The organism is Paenibacillus dendritiformis (genome assembly GCF_945605565.1).
GTDB lineage: Bacteria > Bacillota > Bacilli > Paenibacillales > Paenibacillaceae > Paenibacillus_B > Paenibacillus_B dendritiformis_A.
Genome location: NZ_OX216966.1, coordinates 4,382,485 through 4,399,602, shown reverse-complemented (window position 1 = coordinate 4,399,602; position 17,118 = coordinate 4,382,485). Strand labels below are relative to the sequence as shown.

Annotated in this window: 13 protein-coding genes and 1 other annotated feature; of the genes, 9 read left to right on the top strand and 4 right to left on the bottom strand. The window is 49.9% G+C overall.

Going from position 1 to position 17,118, the window contains the following annotated elements; translation table 11 throughout:
• Nucleotides 1-33: 33 nt before the first annotated feature.
• Nucleotides 34-1,299, bottom strand: coding sequence for an MFS transporter (locus NNL35_RS19605; protein ID WP_006680064.1), 1,266 nt, complete (start codon nt 1,297-1,299; stop codon nt 34-36).
• 176 nt (nt 1,300-1,475) lie between these two features.
• Here NNL35_RS19605 and NNL35_RS19600 point away from each other — a divergent pair, with 176 nt between their 5' ends.
• The gene (locus NNL35_RS19600) at nt 1,476-2,057 is read left to right on the top strand and encodes a TetR/AcrR family transcriptional regulator (protein ID WP_006680063.1); all 582 of its coding nucleotides are present in this window, start codon (nt 1,476-1,478) and stop codon (nt 2,055-2,057) included.
• Between the two features lie 147 nt (nt 2,058-2,204).
• Here NNL35_RS19600 and NNL35_RS19595 read toward each other — a convergent pair whose 3' ends face one another.
• Complete coding sequence (locus NNL35_RS19595) at nt 2,205-2,993, bottom strand: MerR family transcriptional regulator (protein WP_006680062.1); 789 nt, start codon at nt 2,991-2,993, stop codon at nt 2,205-2,207.
• A 152-nt stretch (nt 2,994-3,145) separates the two neighbouring features.
• Here NNL35_RS19595 and NNL35_RS19590 point away from each other — a divergent pair, with 152 nt between their 5' ends.
• From NNL35_RS19590 to NNL35_RS19580, 3 genes are all read left to right on the top strand, one after another.
• Nucleotides 3,146-4,189, top strand: a complete 1,044-nt coding sequence (locus NNL35_RS19590; RefSeq protein WP_006680061.1) for a YkvI family membrane protein — start codon at nt 3,146-3,148, stop codon at nt 4,187-4,189.
• Between the two features lie 170 nt (nt 4,190-4,359).
• Nucleotides 4,360-4,926, top strand: coding sequence for a TetR/AcrR family transcriptional regulator (locus NNL35_RS19585; RefSeq protein WP_006680060.1), 567 nt, complete (start codon nt 4,360-4,362; stop codon nt 4,924-4,926).
• A 73-nt stretch (nt 4,927-4,999) separates the two neighbouring features.
• A complete protein-coding gene (locus NNL35_RS19580) occupies nt 5,000-8,185 on the top strand; it encodes a bifunctional cytochrome P450/NADPH--P450 reductase (RefSeq protein WP_006680059.1) in 3,186 nt (1,061 codons plus the stop codon).
• Between the two features lie 670 nt (nt 8,186-8,855).
• Here NNL35_RS19580 and NNL35_RS19575 read toward each other — a convergent pair.
• Complete coding sequence (locus NNL35_RS19575; protein ID WP_193372704.1) at nt 8,856-10,529, bottom strand: alkaline phosphatase; 1,674 nt, start codon at nt 10,527-10,529, stop codon at nt 8,856-8,858.
• A gap of 254 nt (nt 10,530-10,783) precedes the next feature.
• Nucleotides 10,784-11,009 (top strand) — a binding site (T-box leader).
• Between the two features lie 91 nt (nt 11,010-11,100).
• Between NNL35_RS19575 and tyrS the strand changes: the two genes are divergently transcribed.
• From tyrS to NNL35_RS19550, 5 genes are all read left to right on the top strand, one after another.
• Nucleotides 11,101-12,360, top strand: a complete 1,260-nt coding sequence (gene tyrS / locus NNL35_RS19570) for a tyrosine--tRNA ligase (protein ID WP_006680057.1) — start codon at nt 11,101-11,103, stop codon at nt 12,358-12,360.
• Nucleotides 12,361-12,615: 255 nt separating this feature from the next.
• Nucleotides 12,616-12,753 (top strand): hypothetical protein, encoded by a 138-nt coding sequence (locus NNL35_RS19565; protein ID WP_006680056.1) that lies wholly within the window; start codon nt 12,616-12,618, stop codon nt 12,751-12,753.
• Nucleotides 12,754-12,865: 112 nt separating this feature from the next.
• Nucleotides 12,866-13,816, top strand: coding sequence for a GNAT family N-acetyltransferase (locus tag NNL35_RS19560; protein ID WP_006680055.1), 951 nt, complete (start codon nt 12,866-12,868; stop codon nt 13,814-13,816).
• A 358-nt stretch (nt 13,817-14,174) separates the two neighbouring features.
• Complete coding sequence (cntE, locus tag NNL35_RS19555) at nt 14,175-15,356, top strand: staphylopine family metallophore export MFS transporter CntE (protein ID WP_040734548.1); 1,182 nt, start codon at nt 14,175-14,177, stop codon at nt 15,354-15,356.
• 382 nt (nt 15,357-15,738) lie between these two features.
• Nucleotides 15,739-15,897 (top strand): hypothetical protein, encoded by a 159-nt coding sequence (locus NNL35_RS19550; RefSeq protein ID WP_254553676.1) that lies wholly within the window; start codon nt 15,739-15,741, stop codon nt 15,895-15,897.
• Between the two features lie 539 nt (nt 15,898-16,436).
• Here NNL35_RS19550 and NNL35_RS19545 read toward each other — a convergent pair.
• Nucleotides 16,437-17,054, bottom strand: a complete 618-nt coding sequence (locus NNL35_RS19545) for a histidine phosphatase family protein (protein WP_006678457.1) — start codon at nt 17,052-17,054, stop codon at nt 16,437-16,439.
• Nucleotides 17,055-17,118: the final 64 nt, after the last annotated feature.

Sequence of the window (17,118 nt, the reverse complement as noted above, 5' to 3'; positions counted from 1 at the left end):
GAAGGAGGAAAGTCTCTTCCTCATTGCGCATTCCTATAGGGTTCGCTCCTGCGCATCCAACGTCATGCGGCGGGTCAATGCCCAGAAGAGCAGGGCCAAGGCGCTAACCGCGGCTCCCAGCATGCAGACGCCGCTCCAGCCCGCTTGGGCGTAGACAGCGGTTGAGGCAATCGAGCCAGTCGCGCTGCCGATAGAATAGAAAATCATGTACCCGCCAGTGAGCCGGCTGCGCGCTTCCGGACGAATATTGAAAATCATGCTCTGGTTCGTGACATGCACGGCCTGCACGGCAAGGTCAAGCAGAAGAATGCCTGCGACCAAGGCGGGCAGAGCGTATTCGGCCATGCCAATGAATGCCCATGACACGAGCAGCAGTGTCAGGGCGAAGCCGGTCGTTTTTTGTCCCAATCCGCGATCTGCGAGCCGCCCCGCCCGCGCTGCTGCCAATGCGCCTGCCACCCCTGCGAGGCCGAACGATCCGATGCTGGAGTGGGATAACGAGAGCGGAGGGGCACTAAGCGGCAGCACCAACGATGTCCATAGAACGCTGAATGCCGTGAAGATCAGAAGGGCAAGCACGGCCCGGATGCGCAGGAGCGGCTCCTGCACGAATAACATGAGCACGGAACGCAGCAATTGCGGATAGGACAGCGATGTTCTCGCCTTATCATCATTGGGCAGCACGCGGAACAGAGCGCAAGCCATGAGCAGTGTCAAGGCTGCGGAGACGAGATAGACCGTGCGCCAACCGGCCAAATCGGCCAGTATACCTGCCACGGTACGTGCCAGCAGAATACCGATTACGACACCGCTTGTTACCAGGCCCACGACACGCCCGCGCTCCGGCGGTGCGGCTAATGTCGATGCGAAAGCGACCAGCGTCTGCGTCACGACGGCAAGGAGACCGACAGCAGCCATGCCAATGAGCAATAGGATAGGGGTAAGCGACATGCCAACGACGATAAGGGCTGCCACGGATAAGAGCATTTGCAGGGCGATCAGTCTGCGGCGATTCACAAGATCGCCGAGAGGAACGAGCAAGAGGAGTCCCAGCGCATAGCAAATTTGAGTGACGGTAACGACCATGCCAATGTAGGCATGGCTAATGCCGAATTCTGTTGCCATGGCATCGAGCAGCGGCTGCGCATAGTAAATGTTCGAGACGGCCAGCCCGCAGGCGACTGCAAACAGCAGCGCAACGGAGCGCGACAACGAGGGCGCGTGTACAGTGTCGGGCGCGCCGCATGACGGCGAACCCGTTGGAACTCTGCTTGCGGCTTTATTGCTGATTTGATCCATGATTTCCACTCCTCCTTAAGCCCGAATTATAATGTACCGATCGGTACATAATTGTGGTGGTAAATATAACTCCCAACAATATGTGTTGTCAATAGGCTGGATGTTTGGTTTGACAATTCCATAACCAAAGATTACTATCATAACATACTAATCGATACAAAAAAGAGGGTGATTCCATGGTACGGCCACGGGCATTTGATGAGGAACAAGCATTGGACGCAGCGATGCAGCTATTTTGGGAAAAAGGATATGAAGCGACCTCGTTAAGCGATCTAACGTCACGGATGGGCATTCAACGGCCGAGCATCTACTCCGCATTCGGCGACAAAAAGGAATTGTTCGAGGCGGCGCTGCGCAAATATACGAGCTACCACTCTTCTTTTGTCCGATCCCGGCTTCAACATGCTGCATCGGTAAAACAAGCCTTCCGCTCTTTGTTCGAAGGAGTTGTGATGGAACAATACGAAGGGGGGGCTAACCGCGGATGCTTTTGCATCAACGTGATGGTGGAGCTTGCGCCCCATGACGCCAAGTTTGAAATATTGACAAGGGAGCATCAGATGTATCTTGCTGCGCTATTCGAGGAAACGATTGAGCAGGGCGTACGATCCGGAGAACTTGCGGAGGATATCCAGGCCAAAGCTCTGGCCGAGACACTGGTCGTATCCTTAATCGGGCTTACGGTATTGATGAAATCCCGCCCTGAACGCTCATTCGCCGAACACGCTGTGGAGACGATTCTTTCGTTGCTCAAGTAATGGTCAACCCATAAACCGGTATTAACCGGGCAGCCAGATGGCGGGTACGCCTATACCCAGCTTGCCCGTGTAGTTTTTGGGCAGTACGAATATACCCGTCAATTTGCCTTCGGGTGCCTCGATCTCAACAGCTTGGCCTGCGGGTTTTTAGCTGAGACGTACAAGCTTAGCTGCTGCCGGTTCGATGAAGGCTTGCAGCTCGTAATGCAGCTCGTTGTTGCTGAACAGGGATAAATAAGATCGCTCAATGAGGACTAGAGGCCCCGTTATGACATAAGACTGCGCAGCAGCATAGTCGTAAAATTCTTCAATCATTTGCTCCAGCTCATCAACTTCATGAACCAGCCTCTGCAGTGACAGGTACTCACCGTCAGGTAAAGAAAAATCACCGGGCTCTTGCGCTTCCATGGATATGGCAATGGTGCTCGAACCGTCATAGATATAATGAATATCCGACTCGAACAAGTTCGGAACTCGCATTGTCTGGTCCGCCAGCAGCTTGGCAGTAACCTTCTCCTGAACATCCATTTCAAGCCAACGCATCAAATAAGTCGTCTCCCGCTGCTTTATTTGGTAATGATTGGACTGCGACCTGAAGTTCTGTTGTTCATGCAAAACTTTTGTGATGAACTGCCGGAGCTCTTGAAGCCGCAGCAACTCTGTATCTATCTCAAGCAAGGATCGATGAAGAAGCTGTCGATATTGGTCCGCAGAAAAGGAAGTCATACATTCTTTTATTGCCTGGACAGGCACCCCCAGCTTGCGAAGCAATAAAATATGCGCTAACTGGTAAATTTGCTCGATGCTGTACATTCGATATTGATTGTTATCTGTGTAAGCAGGGCGAAGAACTCCTTTCTCCTCAAAATATCGAATTTGATGAACCGACACGTTCATTAGCTTAGCTAATTCGCTAATCGTAATTTCACTTTTCATAAACGTCACTCCTAAGGATGCGGTCTTGGAATACCTTAACGATACACCTTAGGTCAGACCTAAGGTCAAGTGTCTATCAAAAAACAAGAATATACTAGCATTTCAGACATAGGATAGATCGTATCACTAAAACTAGTCTCGCGGGGGAGCCAATGAAAAATAGACTGATCATGATATTAAAAATTGCCGCAACCTATATCGGAACCGTAGTAGGGGCCGGATTTGCTTCTGGCCAATCGATTATGCAGTTTTTTACCGTGTATGGAGCCTTCGGGGGAATAGGCATTTGTATGACCACATTACTGTTTATATGGCTTGGTACAAAAATGATGGTGTTATCCCGCAGGATCCAAGCATTTTCCTATCAGGAATTTAACACTTTCCTGTTCGGCAATGTTTTTGGCAAAGTCGCGAACGCATTGACTTTCCTCATCTTATTCGGTGTTACAGCCGTGATGCTGTCCGGTACGGGTTCTATCTTCGAGGAGCAGCTTGGGCTTCCTTATCAGATTGGCATTGTTATCAGTATTGCGTTGAGTTATCTGGTAATGAGCAGGGAACTGAACGGGATTTTAGCCGTAAACTCTCTAGTTGTGCCCATGATGCTTGTATTTATTATTCTCATTGCCTTTCGAGCTGTCGAAATGGACGGGATATGGAGGATGACAGGTTCCCATACACAGCAATGGGACAACCTGAAATGGATGCTTAGTCCGTTTATGTACACCGCTTTGAATCTTGCTTTTGCTCAAGCTGTTATGGTTCCGCTAGGACGAGAGGTAGAGGATGAAAATGCAATAAAGTGGGGTGGCTTCTTGGGAGGAGTTGGACTCGGGTTGATGTTGATAGTCAGCCATTTTGCAATCAACTCCAGAATGCCGGAAATACTGCAGTTCCATTTTCCGATGGCCGAGATTATTCGAAGCTTGGGGCCATTTGTTCATGTGTTGTTCTTATTGGTGATATATGGGGAGATCTTTACCACATTGATAGGCAATGTATTCGGGATTACCAGGCAGATTCAAAGTCTATATAACATTCCGAAAAGCGGTATCGTATTGGCTGTGCTCCTGGCTTGCTTTATTATCAGTCAAGCAGGTTTTACTTCCCTGCTCACGTACCTGTATCCGTTATTCGGATATCTGGGAATCATCCTGCTCATTGTCTTGGCGGCAAAGCGCTTACCTGAAAAATAACGCAATAGCAACAACCCGTAAAGCAACTGCACATGTGTCGTTTTGTCCCGATATGCAATGTCAAAAGTGAGCTTTTCACAAAAATTTGAATTTTATGCCCTTGAAATATTGAAATTATTGGTATAATATACTAAGGAATGAACGTTCATTCCGTAAGAAAGGTGAGGTTTGTGGCGACGACGAAGCGAGAAGATATTTTACAGGCAGCATTGCAATTATTTACTGATCGTGGCTTTGATGCGACTACCGTGCCGATGATAGCCGATAGCGCCAACGTGGGAGCCGGTACCATTTACCGGTATTTCGAAAACAAAGAGGTCCTTCTGAATTCATTGTTTCAAGAATGGACGGAGCGATTTTTCCACACGATAACCCATGGTTTCCCCGAATCGGGTACCGTGCGGCAGCAATTTCATCACATTTTTATGCAGACGATCCACTTTGCCAAAGGAAACAGAGAAGCGTTTTCGTTCATTGATTCGCATTTGAATCCTCGATTACTGGATGAAAAAAGCCTGAAATCATTCGAAGTGGGCATGGATTTTATTCGTCGCTTCTTAGTCCAAGGACAGGAGCAAGGAATCATCTCCCCATTGCCGCCTAATGCCTTGATCTCTATTTTTTATGGCGCCCTCGTCAAACTGTTCGAAACGATCAGAGCGGAGGTATTGGAGGAAACGCACGAGCTTCTTGCTGGCGTGGAGGAATGTTGTTGGAATGCGATACGAGTCCATTGACTCGGTCGTTTTTCATACCGTAAGCGGAATGAATATTCATTCCGCGACATTAACCATGAGGAGGCGTAGTAGCATGACGATTGCGATTCCACAGCCCAGAACGTATGGGCCGCTTGGCAACCTGCCCCAGCTTGACACGGAAATGCCTATTCAGTCGTTCATGAAGCTGGCGGAAGAGTATGGTGAATTTTTTCGTTTAAAACTGCCGTTTGGACATTTGCACATTGTGTCGGGCTATGAATTGGTGAAGGAGCTTACCGATCCGTCCCGTTTTGACAAGATCGTCGACAAAACCGTGCTGGAAAAGGTACGCGCCATCTTGGGGGACGGGTTGTTCACTTCGGAAACCGAAGAGCCGAATTGGCGGAAGGCTCACAATATATTGCTTCCGAGCTTCAGCCGGACGGCGATGCGCGGATATTTCGACAAGATGCTGGAGATCGCGATCCAGCTGGTGCAGAAGTGGTCACGCCTGAATCCGGATGAGAGCGTGGACGTGCCGGAAGATATGACGCGGCTGGCGCTGGATACGATCGGGCTATGCGGCTTCAATTACCGGTTTAACAGCTTTTACCGTGAACAATCTCATCCGTTCGTCGCCAGCATGGTGCGGGCGCTCAGTGAAACGATGAGCCAAGCGCAGCGCCTCGGCATTCAAGATATGCTGATGGTGAAGTCGAGACGCCAGCTCCAGGAGGATCTCGAATTCATGTTCTCCTTGGTCGACAAAATTATTGCCGAACGGAAGGCCCACGGTCAGCAGGAAGAGGATGACCTGCTGGCCCATATGCTGAAGGGCCAAGATCCGGAGACGGGAGAGGCGCTGGATGACACGAATATTCGGCATCAGATTATTACGTTCCTGATTGCCGGTCATGAGACAACGAGCGGTTTATTATCCTTTGCCCTATACTATCTGTTGAACAATCCCGAGAAGCTGCAAAAGGGATACGATGAGGTAGACCGCGTGTTAACGGATCCGGTTCCCACTTACGCCCAGGTGAAGAACTTGAAATACGTCCGCATGATTCTCGATGAAGCGCTGCGCCTGTGGCCGACAGCTCCCGGATTCTCTTTGCAGGCGAAGCGGGATACGGTGCTCGCGGGAAAATATGCGGTGAATCAAGGGGACCGGATGGTTGTTCTGATTCCCCAATTGCATCGGGACGTGTCCGCGTGGGGAGAGGATGCGAAGGTGTTCCGCCCGGAACGGTTCGAGGACCCGAGCCGGGTGCCGCATGATGCATACAAGCCGTTCGGAATCGGGCAGCGGGCCTGCATCGGGCAGCAATTCGCGCTCCAAGAGGCGACGCTGGTGCTGGGACTGCTGCTCAAACATTTCGAGTTCATCGATCATACCCGTTACCAGTTGAAGGTGAAGGAGACGCTGACGGTGAAGCCCGATGGCTTCACGATAAAAATCCGTCCCCGCCGCAGACAAACCGGCTTTATTTTCGCAGGCGGCGGGAGCGGGACGCCAGCGCTTAGAAAAAATGCGGCCGAACTGGAAGCATTGGATCCGGCGGAGCGCCATGATACCCCGTTGCTCGTGCTGTACGGCTCCGACCTGGGCACGGCCGAGGGGATTGCCCGCGAGATGGCGGATACGGCGCGTTACCAGGGCTTCCAGAGCAAGGTAGCCCCGCTCGACGATTATGCCGGGAAGCTGCCCGCGGAGGGCGTGATATATATCGTTACGTCGTCCTATAACGGCATGCCGCCCAATAATGCGCGCGGCTTCGTACAATGGCTGCGCGAGGCGGCTCCCGGCGAATTGGAAGGGATTCGCTATTGTGTCTTTGGCTGCGGCGATCGCAACTGGGCCAGCACATTTCAGAGCGTTCCGACATGGATTGACGGGCAGATGGCGGCCAAAGGGGCGAAGCGGCTTGTACCGCTGGGCGGCGGCGATGTTGGCGGGGATTTCGAGACCGAGGTGGAGAATTGGCGCGATCAGCTCTGGCCTGCCGTTATGAGTTCGTTAGGTCTGAGCTTCCAAGCTATGGAGCACCAGGCAGGCCCCGATCTGTCCGTGGATGTGGTCCGCGGCATGATAGAAGCGCCGCTTGCCGAATCGTACGACGCCCATTATGCCAAGGTCGTTATCAACCGCGAGCTTCAAAAAGCAGGAGGCGGACGCAGCACGCGCCATATTGAAATTGCACTTCCGGAAGGGAGCGTGTATCAAGAGGGCGATCATTTGGGCGTGTTCCCTCAAAATCGGAAGGAGCTCGTCGAACGTGTCTTGAGCCGCTTCGGCTTGGATGGCAACGATCATGTCATTCTGAAAACGTCCGGCTTGCGTGTGGCGCACCTGCCGCTGGATCGTCCTGTCAAGCTGTACGAGCTGCTCGGCCGCAGCGTGGAATTGCAGGAGGCCGCGACCCGGGTGCAGATACGGGAGCTTGCCGCACGGACCGCATGCCCGCCCCATAAGCGGGAGCTCGAAGCTTTGCTGGAGGAAGAGGCATACAAATCGAATATTTTGCAGCAGCGGATATCGATGCTTGAGTTGTTGGAAAAATATGAAGCATGTGAAATGCCGTTCGAACGGTTTTTGGAGCTTCTGCCTCCGCTGAAAGCGAGATACTATTCGATGTCCAGTTCTCCGCGCGTGCAGCCGCGGCAGGCGAGCATTACGGTTAGCGTGGTGCAAGGTCCCGCCTGGAGCGGCCAAGGCGAGTACCGCGGCGTCGCATCCAATTATCTTGCCGGCCTGCAGGCGGGAGAGTCCGTCATGATGTTCGTCCGCACGCCAGAGTCAGGCTTCCGGCTTCCGGAAGATCCGGGAACTCCGATGATAATGGTCGGACCAGGAGTAGGGGTCGCGCCGTTCCGCGGGTTCCTTCAGGCTCGCCGCGAGCTCAAGCGGAAAGGGGTCCAGCTTGGCTCGGCACATCTCTATTTCGGCTGCCGCGATGAAGCGGATCATATCTACCTGGAAGAGCTGGAGCAGTTCCAGCAAGAGGGGCTTGTTACGGTGCACACCGCATTTTCACGGCTTCCAGGGCAGCCGAAAACGTATGTCCAGCATCTGATGCAGCAGCGGGAAATGGAAATCATCGGCCTGCTGGATCGGGGAGCCCAGTTCTATGTGTGCGGCGATGGAAGCAGGATGGCTCCGGATGTAGAGGCCGCCTTGCGGAAATGCTATCAAACGGTTCACGGCGTTAGCGAAGCGGAGGCGGTAGCTTGGCTCTCCCGGCTCGAGGCCGAAGGGCGCTACGTCAAAGACGTGTGGGCCGGCGGAAAGGCTTGATTGTTGGAAACCAAAGAAACAGCCTTAGTCTGATGTGCAAGCGGATTAAGGCTGTTTGCTTATTGTTCATTACAATGTGATGCCCATATTGTCCCTGCAATTTAGTTGATGATAGAGTATATTGTATCGGAAAATTTATTCGGATCACTTATTGATGGTGGAGCAAAACTGATGGTCATCCATTACTTGGCGGTGGACCAAAGCATGATGGCGGGCCATACTTGGCCGTGGACCAAAGCTGCAAAAGTGCAGGAATTTTGGCCGTTTTCGCTAATTTAAGAGTAAAATGCTGCAGGGCTGCAGTATTTTCGTGAAATAACGGGCGGACTAAGCATTATAGAGGAAAAATGATGTAATTTTGCAGGATTCGCTTCGAGTACGCTTGCCCGCAGGGTCAATCCTGCATTTTTGCAGGATTGACGATGGGGCGGGACAGGCGGCGGCTGCTCTTCTCGCGCGGGATAGGGCACTGCCGGTGAGAAGGCGCTGTTGCGGCGGCCTTGCTAGAAGGCGCTGACGCGGCAGCCTTGCTCGAAGACGCGGGTGCGGCCAGCCCAAACAAGAAAGCGCGTCGTCCGCCTTGACTAGACGGCTGAACGAGCGAGTCGGCTCACAAGGCCGCCCCATAAAAAAAGGCAGGATGATAAGCATCATCCCGCCCGATAAACATTTATTTCAGTATGATGCGTTCGGACAAGGCATCCCACTTCAAAGCTTGGCCTGTCAATTGGCTGAACGCTTCCAGATTGAGATAGAGGATATTGCCATCGAGCTCGGCCGGAAGGGTGCTGGCTTTGCCGTTCACGGTCACTTTGCTGCCGCCCTGTACTTTCAATGTCACGTTGCCTTTCGTAAATGTGGTAACCTTCGCATCTTTGTTGTCCGTGACTTTGATTTGCAGCGCTTGTGCGAGCTTGACGGCAGGGAATAGTACGGTGCCGTCATCGTTTACTTTAAATTTCGGGTACAGGTGCTTGCTTTGCAGATTGGTTGTTGCTAGTGCCAGATCCAGTCCGGCGACGTGCGCAATGCTGGTTGCGATTGCTGTATTGTCAATCTGGCCTTGGACATGCTGCACGATCGGACCGTAAGCCCACACGCCGACGTCGACGGCCGAGTGGCCATGTCCGGACCAGCCGATCAAGTAGCGTTTGGCCATCACTTGATTGAAGGCGCCTTCCTGCTTATATGAGGTGCCGTCTCCCTCCATAATATAGTGCGCCTCTTCTTCCGTAATATCTGTAAATCCGGTATGTTTCTTGATTAGCTCCTTGATTTCCGCTGTGGACGTTGCCTGCGCAAGCTGTGGCGCGAGCAGCTCGGAAGAGATTTTTTGTGCGTCCCATGCGGCTACGTTCAACTCGTAAATATTGTCGCGGGCAAGCGAGAGGCCGCCCGTCTCATGGTCGGCTGTAATGACAACGGATGTGTTGCCGTCCTTCTTCGCGAAGTCAAGCGCCACCTTCACGGCGGCGTCGAAATCGAGCGTCTCCTCGATCATGGCGCCGAAATCGTTCGCGTGGGCGGCATGGTCGATTCGTCCGCCTTCGACCATCATGGTGAACCCATTCGGATTCGAGGACAGAGATTCGAGCGCCTTAGCCGTCATGTCGGCAAGACTCGGGGTCTCCGGCTTGCGATCCAGCACATAATCGACGTGAGAATCATGGAACAAGCCGAGAATTTTTTGATTGTTGGACGTTAACGCTGCCAAGCCTTTTTTATCGTATACGACTTTATAGCCTTTTTTCTCAAAATCGGGAATGATCGTCTTGCCGTCACGCTTGCCTTTCTCCTTCTTGCTGACGAAATGGCGCTTGCCGCCGCCTAACAGTACATCAACGCCGGACTCCAAATATTGAGAGGCGATCGCATTTTCATTGTCGCGATTGCGGACATGCGCGGCGTACACGGCCGGAGTAGCATGCGTAATGCGTGCTGTCGTCACAAGTCCAGTCGACTTGCCGGCGGCTTTGGAAGCTTCAATCACGGAAGCGAATGGCTTGGAGATATCCTCGTTCGAGACGCTGATGGCAGCGTTGTAAGTTTTATGACCGGTCGCGAAGGCCGTTCCCGCTGATGCAGAATCCGTAACTTCTCCGGACACGATTGTATCTCCGTCCTCGCCTTTGTCAGCAAAGGTCGTAGCTTGACCGACGTACATGCTGTCCAGGTTCAGGGCCGGCTTCTTTAGCTTATTTTTGGAGTAAATCCGTGCTGCGGATACTTGCGCGGGTCCCATGCCATCGCCGATGAGCACAATAATGTTTTTGGATTCCGGCTGCCGCTTCCCTGCTCCCGCGGCCAGTACCTTGTCGGATTGCCATGCGCCAAATGGAAGCATCAGCAGCGCCAGCGCAGCAACCAGTGATTTCCGTACGAATAATTTCAATTGGTATCCCTCCAACCAAATATGTACTTAACCTCCTTCATTATGGAAGAGAATTGTTAAAGGAATGGCAAGAATGTGTAATCGGGACGTAAATTCAATATAAATGTTTTGTAAAGGGGAGAGCGGCTCATTGCAGGTCATAATTTGGCTGCCAACTATTTGACAACCGGTTCATAATTCACTATAATGGCTTGTAATCTTATACGGAATATACGTTGAAAGAGCGCAGTAGCAGGCAGTCACTGTTCACAGAAAGCCAGGGGTTGATGGGACCTGGCAGCATACTGTTTCCTTGCGAATTACACTCTGGAGTATCTTGGGTAATGCCGAGCGGGATAGCTCACGATAACGGGCTGAGAGCGGTATGATGATCCGGTTGTTCCGGTCATTGTACAAGTTGGGTGGTAACGCGGTTATTCAATCGTCCCTGGATCTGGTGCAGATCAGGGGCGATTTTTTATTTTCACGGATTCGCGTATATTCAGGCTTATAAGACAAAGAACAGGGCAGGGAGCTGAGAATGTTGAATATTATTGATGAATTGGAATGGCGCGAGGCGATTAATCAACAGACGGATGCCGAAGGGCTGCGCAAGCTGGTGGAAGAGCAGTCGATTTCGTTGTACTGCGGGGTGGATCCGACCGGAGACAGCATGCATATCGGGCATCTCATTCCGTTCATGATGCTCAAGCGATTCCAGTTGGCCGGGCACAAGCCCGTCATTCTGATCGGCGGCGCGACCGGAACGATCGGCGACCCGAGCGGACGGCAATCCGAGCGGTCGCTGCAGACGATGGAGCAGGTGCAGGCGAATGTGGATGCGCTGACCGCGCAGATGAAAAAGCTGTTCCTGACCGACGGAGACAATCAGCTGCGCATGGTGAACAATTATGACTGGACGCATCAGTTGAATGTGATTGACTTTTTGCGCGACTACGGGAAAAATTTCAGCATTAATACGATGCTGGCCAAAGATATTGTGTCAAGCCGCCTGGAGAGCGGGATCTCCTACACTGAATTCTCCTACCAGATCCTGCAATCGATGGACTTCCTGCATCTGTACCGGGAAGAGGGCGTGCAGTTGCAAATCGGCGGTTCCGATCAGTGGGGGAATATTACGAGCGGCCTGGACTTGATCCGCAAAAAGGAAGGCCCTGAGGCCAAGGCGTTCGGCCTGACGATTCCGCTGATGCTGAAAGCGGACGGCACGAAGTTCGGCAAAACGGCCGGCGGCGCGATCTGGCTCGATCCGAAGAAGACGACGCCGTATGAGTTCTACCAGTTCTGGGCGAACACCGATGATCGCGATGTCGTGAAATATTTGAAATACTTCACTTTCCTCGATAAAGAAGCGATTGAAGCGCTGGCCGAGAAAGTGCGCACCGAGCCGCATAAGCGCGAAGCGCAAATTACGCTCGCCGAAGAAATGACGAGATTCGTTCACGGCGAAGAAATGCTGGCGCAGGCGAAACGAATTACGGCCGCGCTGTTCAGCGGCGATATCCGGTCATTGACTGCGGATGAAATTGAGCAAGGCTTCAAGGAAATGCCGACGTTTGAAGCTTCCGCGGAATCCAAGAATATCGTGGAGTGGCTCGTCGATACAGGCATTGAGCCGTCGAAGCGCCAGGCGCGCGAGGATATTACAAATGGCGCCATTTCCCTGAACGGCGAGCGGGTGAGCGATCTGGAATTCGTCGTCGGCGCCGAGGACGCGATTGAAGGCCGCTTCATCATTATTCGCAAAGGAAAGAAGAAATATCATTTGGTGAAATTGGTGTAGGTGTAAGGACGAAATGAAAGGCAAGCAAAACGAGGGGCAGGGCGATGTTGAAATCGCTGCTGCGCCTCGTTTTTTTTATTAGCGCTCTCGTATATGAAACGTATCCATTATCATGGAAGGAGCTTGCAATTGTTTATTTTTCAAAGTAGTATTGAAATAAGTATATATTGGTTCGTGAAGAATGTGTGTTAGAAATTGGAATGGTACCATCATTTGCGCTTATAACGAGGAAATAGCGAAAGGAGGAGTATTCGTATGAAGAAGAGAGCTTTGAAGTCTTTGTCTGCAGGTACCGGGTACTCCACTGCTGTTTTCTTTGATGCTGCACAATCACGGGAGAAGTGTGTCCAAAATTGGATAGAAGCGGCTATTCCTGCAGCATTGCGTTCCTAGAAGACAGCGGATTGAATGCCACAGGCCGCTTTCCTGTGGTTACATAGCTTGTGATAAGCGCCACAGGGTTCCTGTGGCGTTTTTTAATTTTTTGCCAAAGGAGAAGAGAACTATGCAATTGATCGGAAGTAATGTGTACGTCAGACCAGTCGAGGAGTCGGATGCGGATATGCTGCTCGCTCTCGAAGTAAAGAACAGGGATTTCTTTCAACCGTTCACAGGGTTGCGGGAAGCGTCTTTCTATACGCTCCAGGGGCAGGCGGCTCGAATTAAAGAGGCGATAGAGCAAAGCAAAGAAGACAGAGCATATTTCTTTGTCATTTGCTTGCCGGATTCTGGCCAGATTATTGGCGAGATTATGTTGACCGAAGTCGTCAGATACAACCTGCAAAGCTGTTGGATTGGCTACTTTCTGGATCAGGAACACAATGGGAAAGGCTATATGACCGAAGCGGTTAAGCTTGTTGTTCGGTATGCTTTTGACGAACTGGATTTTCATCGCATCGAAGCGGGAGTCATGCCGCATAACACGGGTTCCATCAAAGTGCTGCTCAAGGCCGGGTTCCATAAAGAAGGCATCGCCAAGAAGAACGTAAAAATTAACGGCTATTGGGAAGATCATCAGACATTAGCCATCGTAAACGACGACGATGCTAAGGAAGGGAAAGAGGCCAAAAAGGTTCAACGCAGCAATCCGAATACGGTTGCCTCTCCCGTCGGCCCTTATACACATCTTACCGTTGTCCCAAGAGGGGCGGAGTTGTTAGTTCTGTCCGGACAAGTCGGAACCGACATGAACGGAGACATGCCCTCGGATATGAACGAGCAGCTGTATAATACGCTGCAAAATATTCTGCGCATTTTGGAAGGGGAATCGGTATGTGCCGATAATATTATCAAAATCAATATTTTGGCCACGGAAGAAATGGATTGGAACTACTTCAATGAAGTATGGGAGAAGTTCCATGGGGGGACCGCTCCTTCGATGACGATGTCCTATGTGCCGGCTCTGGCGCTTCCTTCTCTCAAAGTCGAAATCGAAGCATGGGCCGCCAGATGGTAACCAAATCGTTGTACCAGTTAACATAATAAATATTACCGCCCCTCCTTGGAAGCGGGGCGGTTTTATATCGCCGGCAAGACCTGTTCTCCCTATTGATAATGAGATGTATCCCCGTACATTTGAACCATTGGAACATGGTCCTCGATCGATATTTTGCTGAGGCTGGTCGGTTGGATATCCGGCAAGCTTCCAAGTGATGAGACTGATTAATCATCCTGGACGGAGCTTGCAATTGTATATTTTTCAAAGTAGTCTTGAAGTAATTATATTAGAAGAGTTTTTGTGAAGTAATAAATGAAGGCAGTTGCTTTAATGAAAGTTGCCATCCTTAAAGGATTTCAAACCAGGGGGTAATAACTTGAATATAGCAATGTCTTGGTCTTTTATGCGTTTATATATGTTGGCATTTCTTTTTTTTAGTGCTAATTCCATATTGAATGTCATCATACCTTTGCATGGAAAAACTTTGGGTGCTAACAATACGGCAATTGGATTAATCATGGGCGCCTATATGTTTACGACTATGTTTTTCAGACCATGGGCAGGTCAAATTATTCATAAATACGGACCGATAAGGGTTTTGCGTGTCATACTTTTATTTAATGGTCTAGCCTTGATTACTTATACAGTATCAGGATTAGGTGGCTTTTTTGTAGCGCGTATATTTCAAGGGGTCTCTACGGCCTTTTTCTCGATGGCATTACAGATTGGCATTATTGATGCGTTACCAGAGAAGGAGCGCTCACAAGGTGTATCCTTGTATTCCTTGTTCACTTATATGCCTGGTATTATTGGACCTATTCTTGCATTAGGGATATGGGAAAGCGGGGGTATGAATTACTTTACAATTGCTATGATTGGTATAGCTGTGATGACAGGGGTTTTTGGTTATAGTATTAAAATAAAAGATAATAATGAAGCTAAAATTGAGACAGAAGCTGAAACTGATACTAATGTATTTAAATCCTTTAGTTATTTGGTGACAAACCCATTTTTATTTAAATGCAGTGTACTAATGTTAACAGCATCTACAGTGTTTGGTGCAATAGCAACGTTTATCCCTCTGTATGCTAATGAACTAACGAGTGGCAATGCTGGTATTTACTTAATGCTTCAAGCAGGTACAATTGTTTTGGCAAGGTTTACGCTGAGAAAGAGAATTCCTTCCGATGGTAAGTGGCACCCCAAATTTGTAATGGGGATTATGTCTATTTTAACAGTCGCAGCTGGAATGGTTAGCTATTCGTTAACAGGTGGGGCCATCTTTTTATACATAGGAGCTATCTTAATGGGGATAGCTCAGGCGTTATTGTATCCTACATTAACAACCTATTTGACATTTGTTTTACCAAATGCAAATCGTAATGTGTTACTCGGTTTATTTATTGCCATGGCTGATTTAGGTATTACTTTAGGCGGTGCAGTAATGGGACCAGTCGCAGATTTTACGTCCTATTCTCAAATGTATACAGTTTGCGCTCTTTTAGGTGTTGTAATGATTTTCTTTGCTTATGATAGACGAAAAATATTTGAGGGTTAAAATAACCCTGTGTCCACTGCTGTTTTCTTTGATGCTGCACAACACGGGAGAAGTGTGTCCAAAATTGGATAGAAGCGTCTACTTCCTGCAGCATTGCGTAAGCTTTCCTAGAGAACAGCGGATAGAATGCCACAGAGAACTATGCAATTGATCGGAAGTAATGTGTACGTCAGATCTGTCGAGGGTCGGATGCGCATATGCTGCTCGCTCTCGAATTAAAGAGGCGGTGGAACAAAGCCAAGAAGATTCATATCGGAGCTAAAATCGGCAACCAGACGCAAGCAGGGCTATCTCATGCGTAGTTTTAGCTGCAGTGAGCGACAGTCCCCTTGCGTCTCAATGCGCGACTTGCAGAAAAACTGCAAATATGCAGTTTTTCTATATGATGTTAAGTCCGTTACAAGAATTGCTGCAAAACGGCATCAATTTCAGCCATGCTTACAGAGAAAAAACAAAAATAGCAGAAAATGATGCATTTTTCAGGCTGTTGAGAAAGTCCAAAGGATTTTTGGGCACTTCATCAGGACCTGTCTCTCAGTAGAAAAATTTTATCTGATCGAATTGCCTGAAAACTGCACAATGAAATGTCTATCCGATAGGCGAAGTCCTCAAAACTGCACGGTTTCGCAAGACACGTTGATTCAGTAGGCAAAATCCTGCACAAATACAGCAATTCGGTAGGGACGACTTCACCAGAAAGGGAATCCTGTAAAACTGCAGCAATTTCACCCGTTTCTCCTCGACTTAGCTAAAAAGGGCCTAAAATGATGTAGCCGTGCAGCAATTCCTCGAAATGTGGACTCATTGAGCCGAAAATCCTGTAAAATAGCAGCAATTCCCTCCACACGTTAAAACCCCAGGAGATTAGGATGTCTCCAGAAGGCGATGACGCTCTGAATGCCAAGTTTCGATTAGGTACTCACCCTCCGAAAAACAGGGGTTTTCCAACAGCCTGATTTACGCAGGATTTCATGGCTTCCTCCATCATCATCCGCTTTTCCCCGCTTCAATATTGTCCATTGTTCGTTTTACCCTGCAGCCTTGTGCGCTCCCCACGGCAAAGGGAGAATTCCGCACTCCCTATTGATAATGAGATGTATCCCCGTACATTTCAATCATGGGAACATGGTCCTCTATCGATATTTTGCTGAGGCTGGTCGATTGGATATCCGGCAAGCTTCCAAGCTCATGCAATTTTGTATTTCCATAGTAGCCCATAATGGTCTTCAGGGTAATGCGATGAGTCACAATCAGCACCGTCTTGCCCTGGTGTCTGGAGATGATGCTGTCGATAGCGGGGATCACCCTGCTTATCAATTGCTCATAAGTTTCTCCTATGCCTGTTGGCTGATACAAATCCGGGCTGTTGAAAAAATGAAAATACTGCTGCGCAAACTGATTCTCGATAAATTCGATATGCTGCCCTTCCCACAGCCCCATATTGATTTCCATTAATTCATCCATCGGCCTGATGCTGACCTGCTTATTGCCCGTTACGATCCGGGCCGTTCTCCATGCCCGCAGACTGGAGCTTGAGTAGACCGCATCCAACGGCACCGGCTCTAATCTTTGCTGCAGCCATTCCGCTTGAAGCACGCCCAAGCTTGTAAGAGGCGAGTCTTTGTGACCCTGCATTCTCTCTTCCACATTCCATTCCGTCTGTCCATGTCTCGTCAAGTATAAAGTCGTTTTTGCCAAGGTGCAGCCCTCCATATTTACTTCCATTATCGTCTCGAGTATACTATTGAAAAATATAGAATAA

Coding starts and splice junctions, on each gene's coding strand:
- NNL35_RS19605 (WP_006680064.1), bottom strand. CDS start 1,299: ATGGATCAAATCAGCAATAAAGCCGCAAGCAGAGTTCCAACGGGTTCG.
- NNL35_RS19600 (WP_006680063.1), top strand. CDS start 1,476: ATGGTACGGCCACGGGCATTTGATGAGGAACAAGCATTGGACGCAGCG.
- NNL35_RS19595 (WP_006680062.1), bottom strand. CDS start 2,993: ATGAAAAGTGAAATTACGATTAGCGAATTAGCTAAGCTAATGAACGTG.
- NNL35_RS19590 (WP_006680061.1), top strand. CDS start 3,146: ATGAAAAATAGACTGATCATGATATTAAAAATTGCCGCAACCTATATC.
- NNL35_RS19580 (WP_006680059.1), top strand. CDS start 5,000: ATGACGATTGCGATTCCACAGCCCAGAACGTATGGGCCGCTTGGCAAC.
- NNL35_RS19575 (WP_193372704.1), bottom strand. CDS start 10,529: ATGCTTCCATTTGGCGCATGGCAATCCGACAAGGTACTGGCCGCGGGA.
- NNL35_RS19565 (WP_006680056.1), top strand. CDS start 12,616: ATGAAGAAGAGAGCTTTGAAGTCTTTGTCTGCAGGTACCGGGTACTCC.
- NNL35_RS19560 (WP_006680055.1), top strand. CDS start 12,866: ATGCAATTGATCGGAAGTAATGTGTACGTCAGACCAGTCGAGGAGTCG.
- NNL35_RS19550 (WP_254553676.1), top strand. CDS start 15,739: ATGATGTTAAGTCCGTTACAAGAATTGCTGCAAAACGGCATCAATTTC.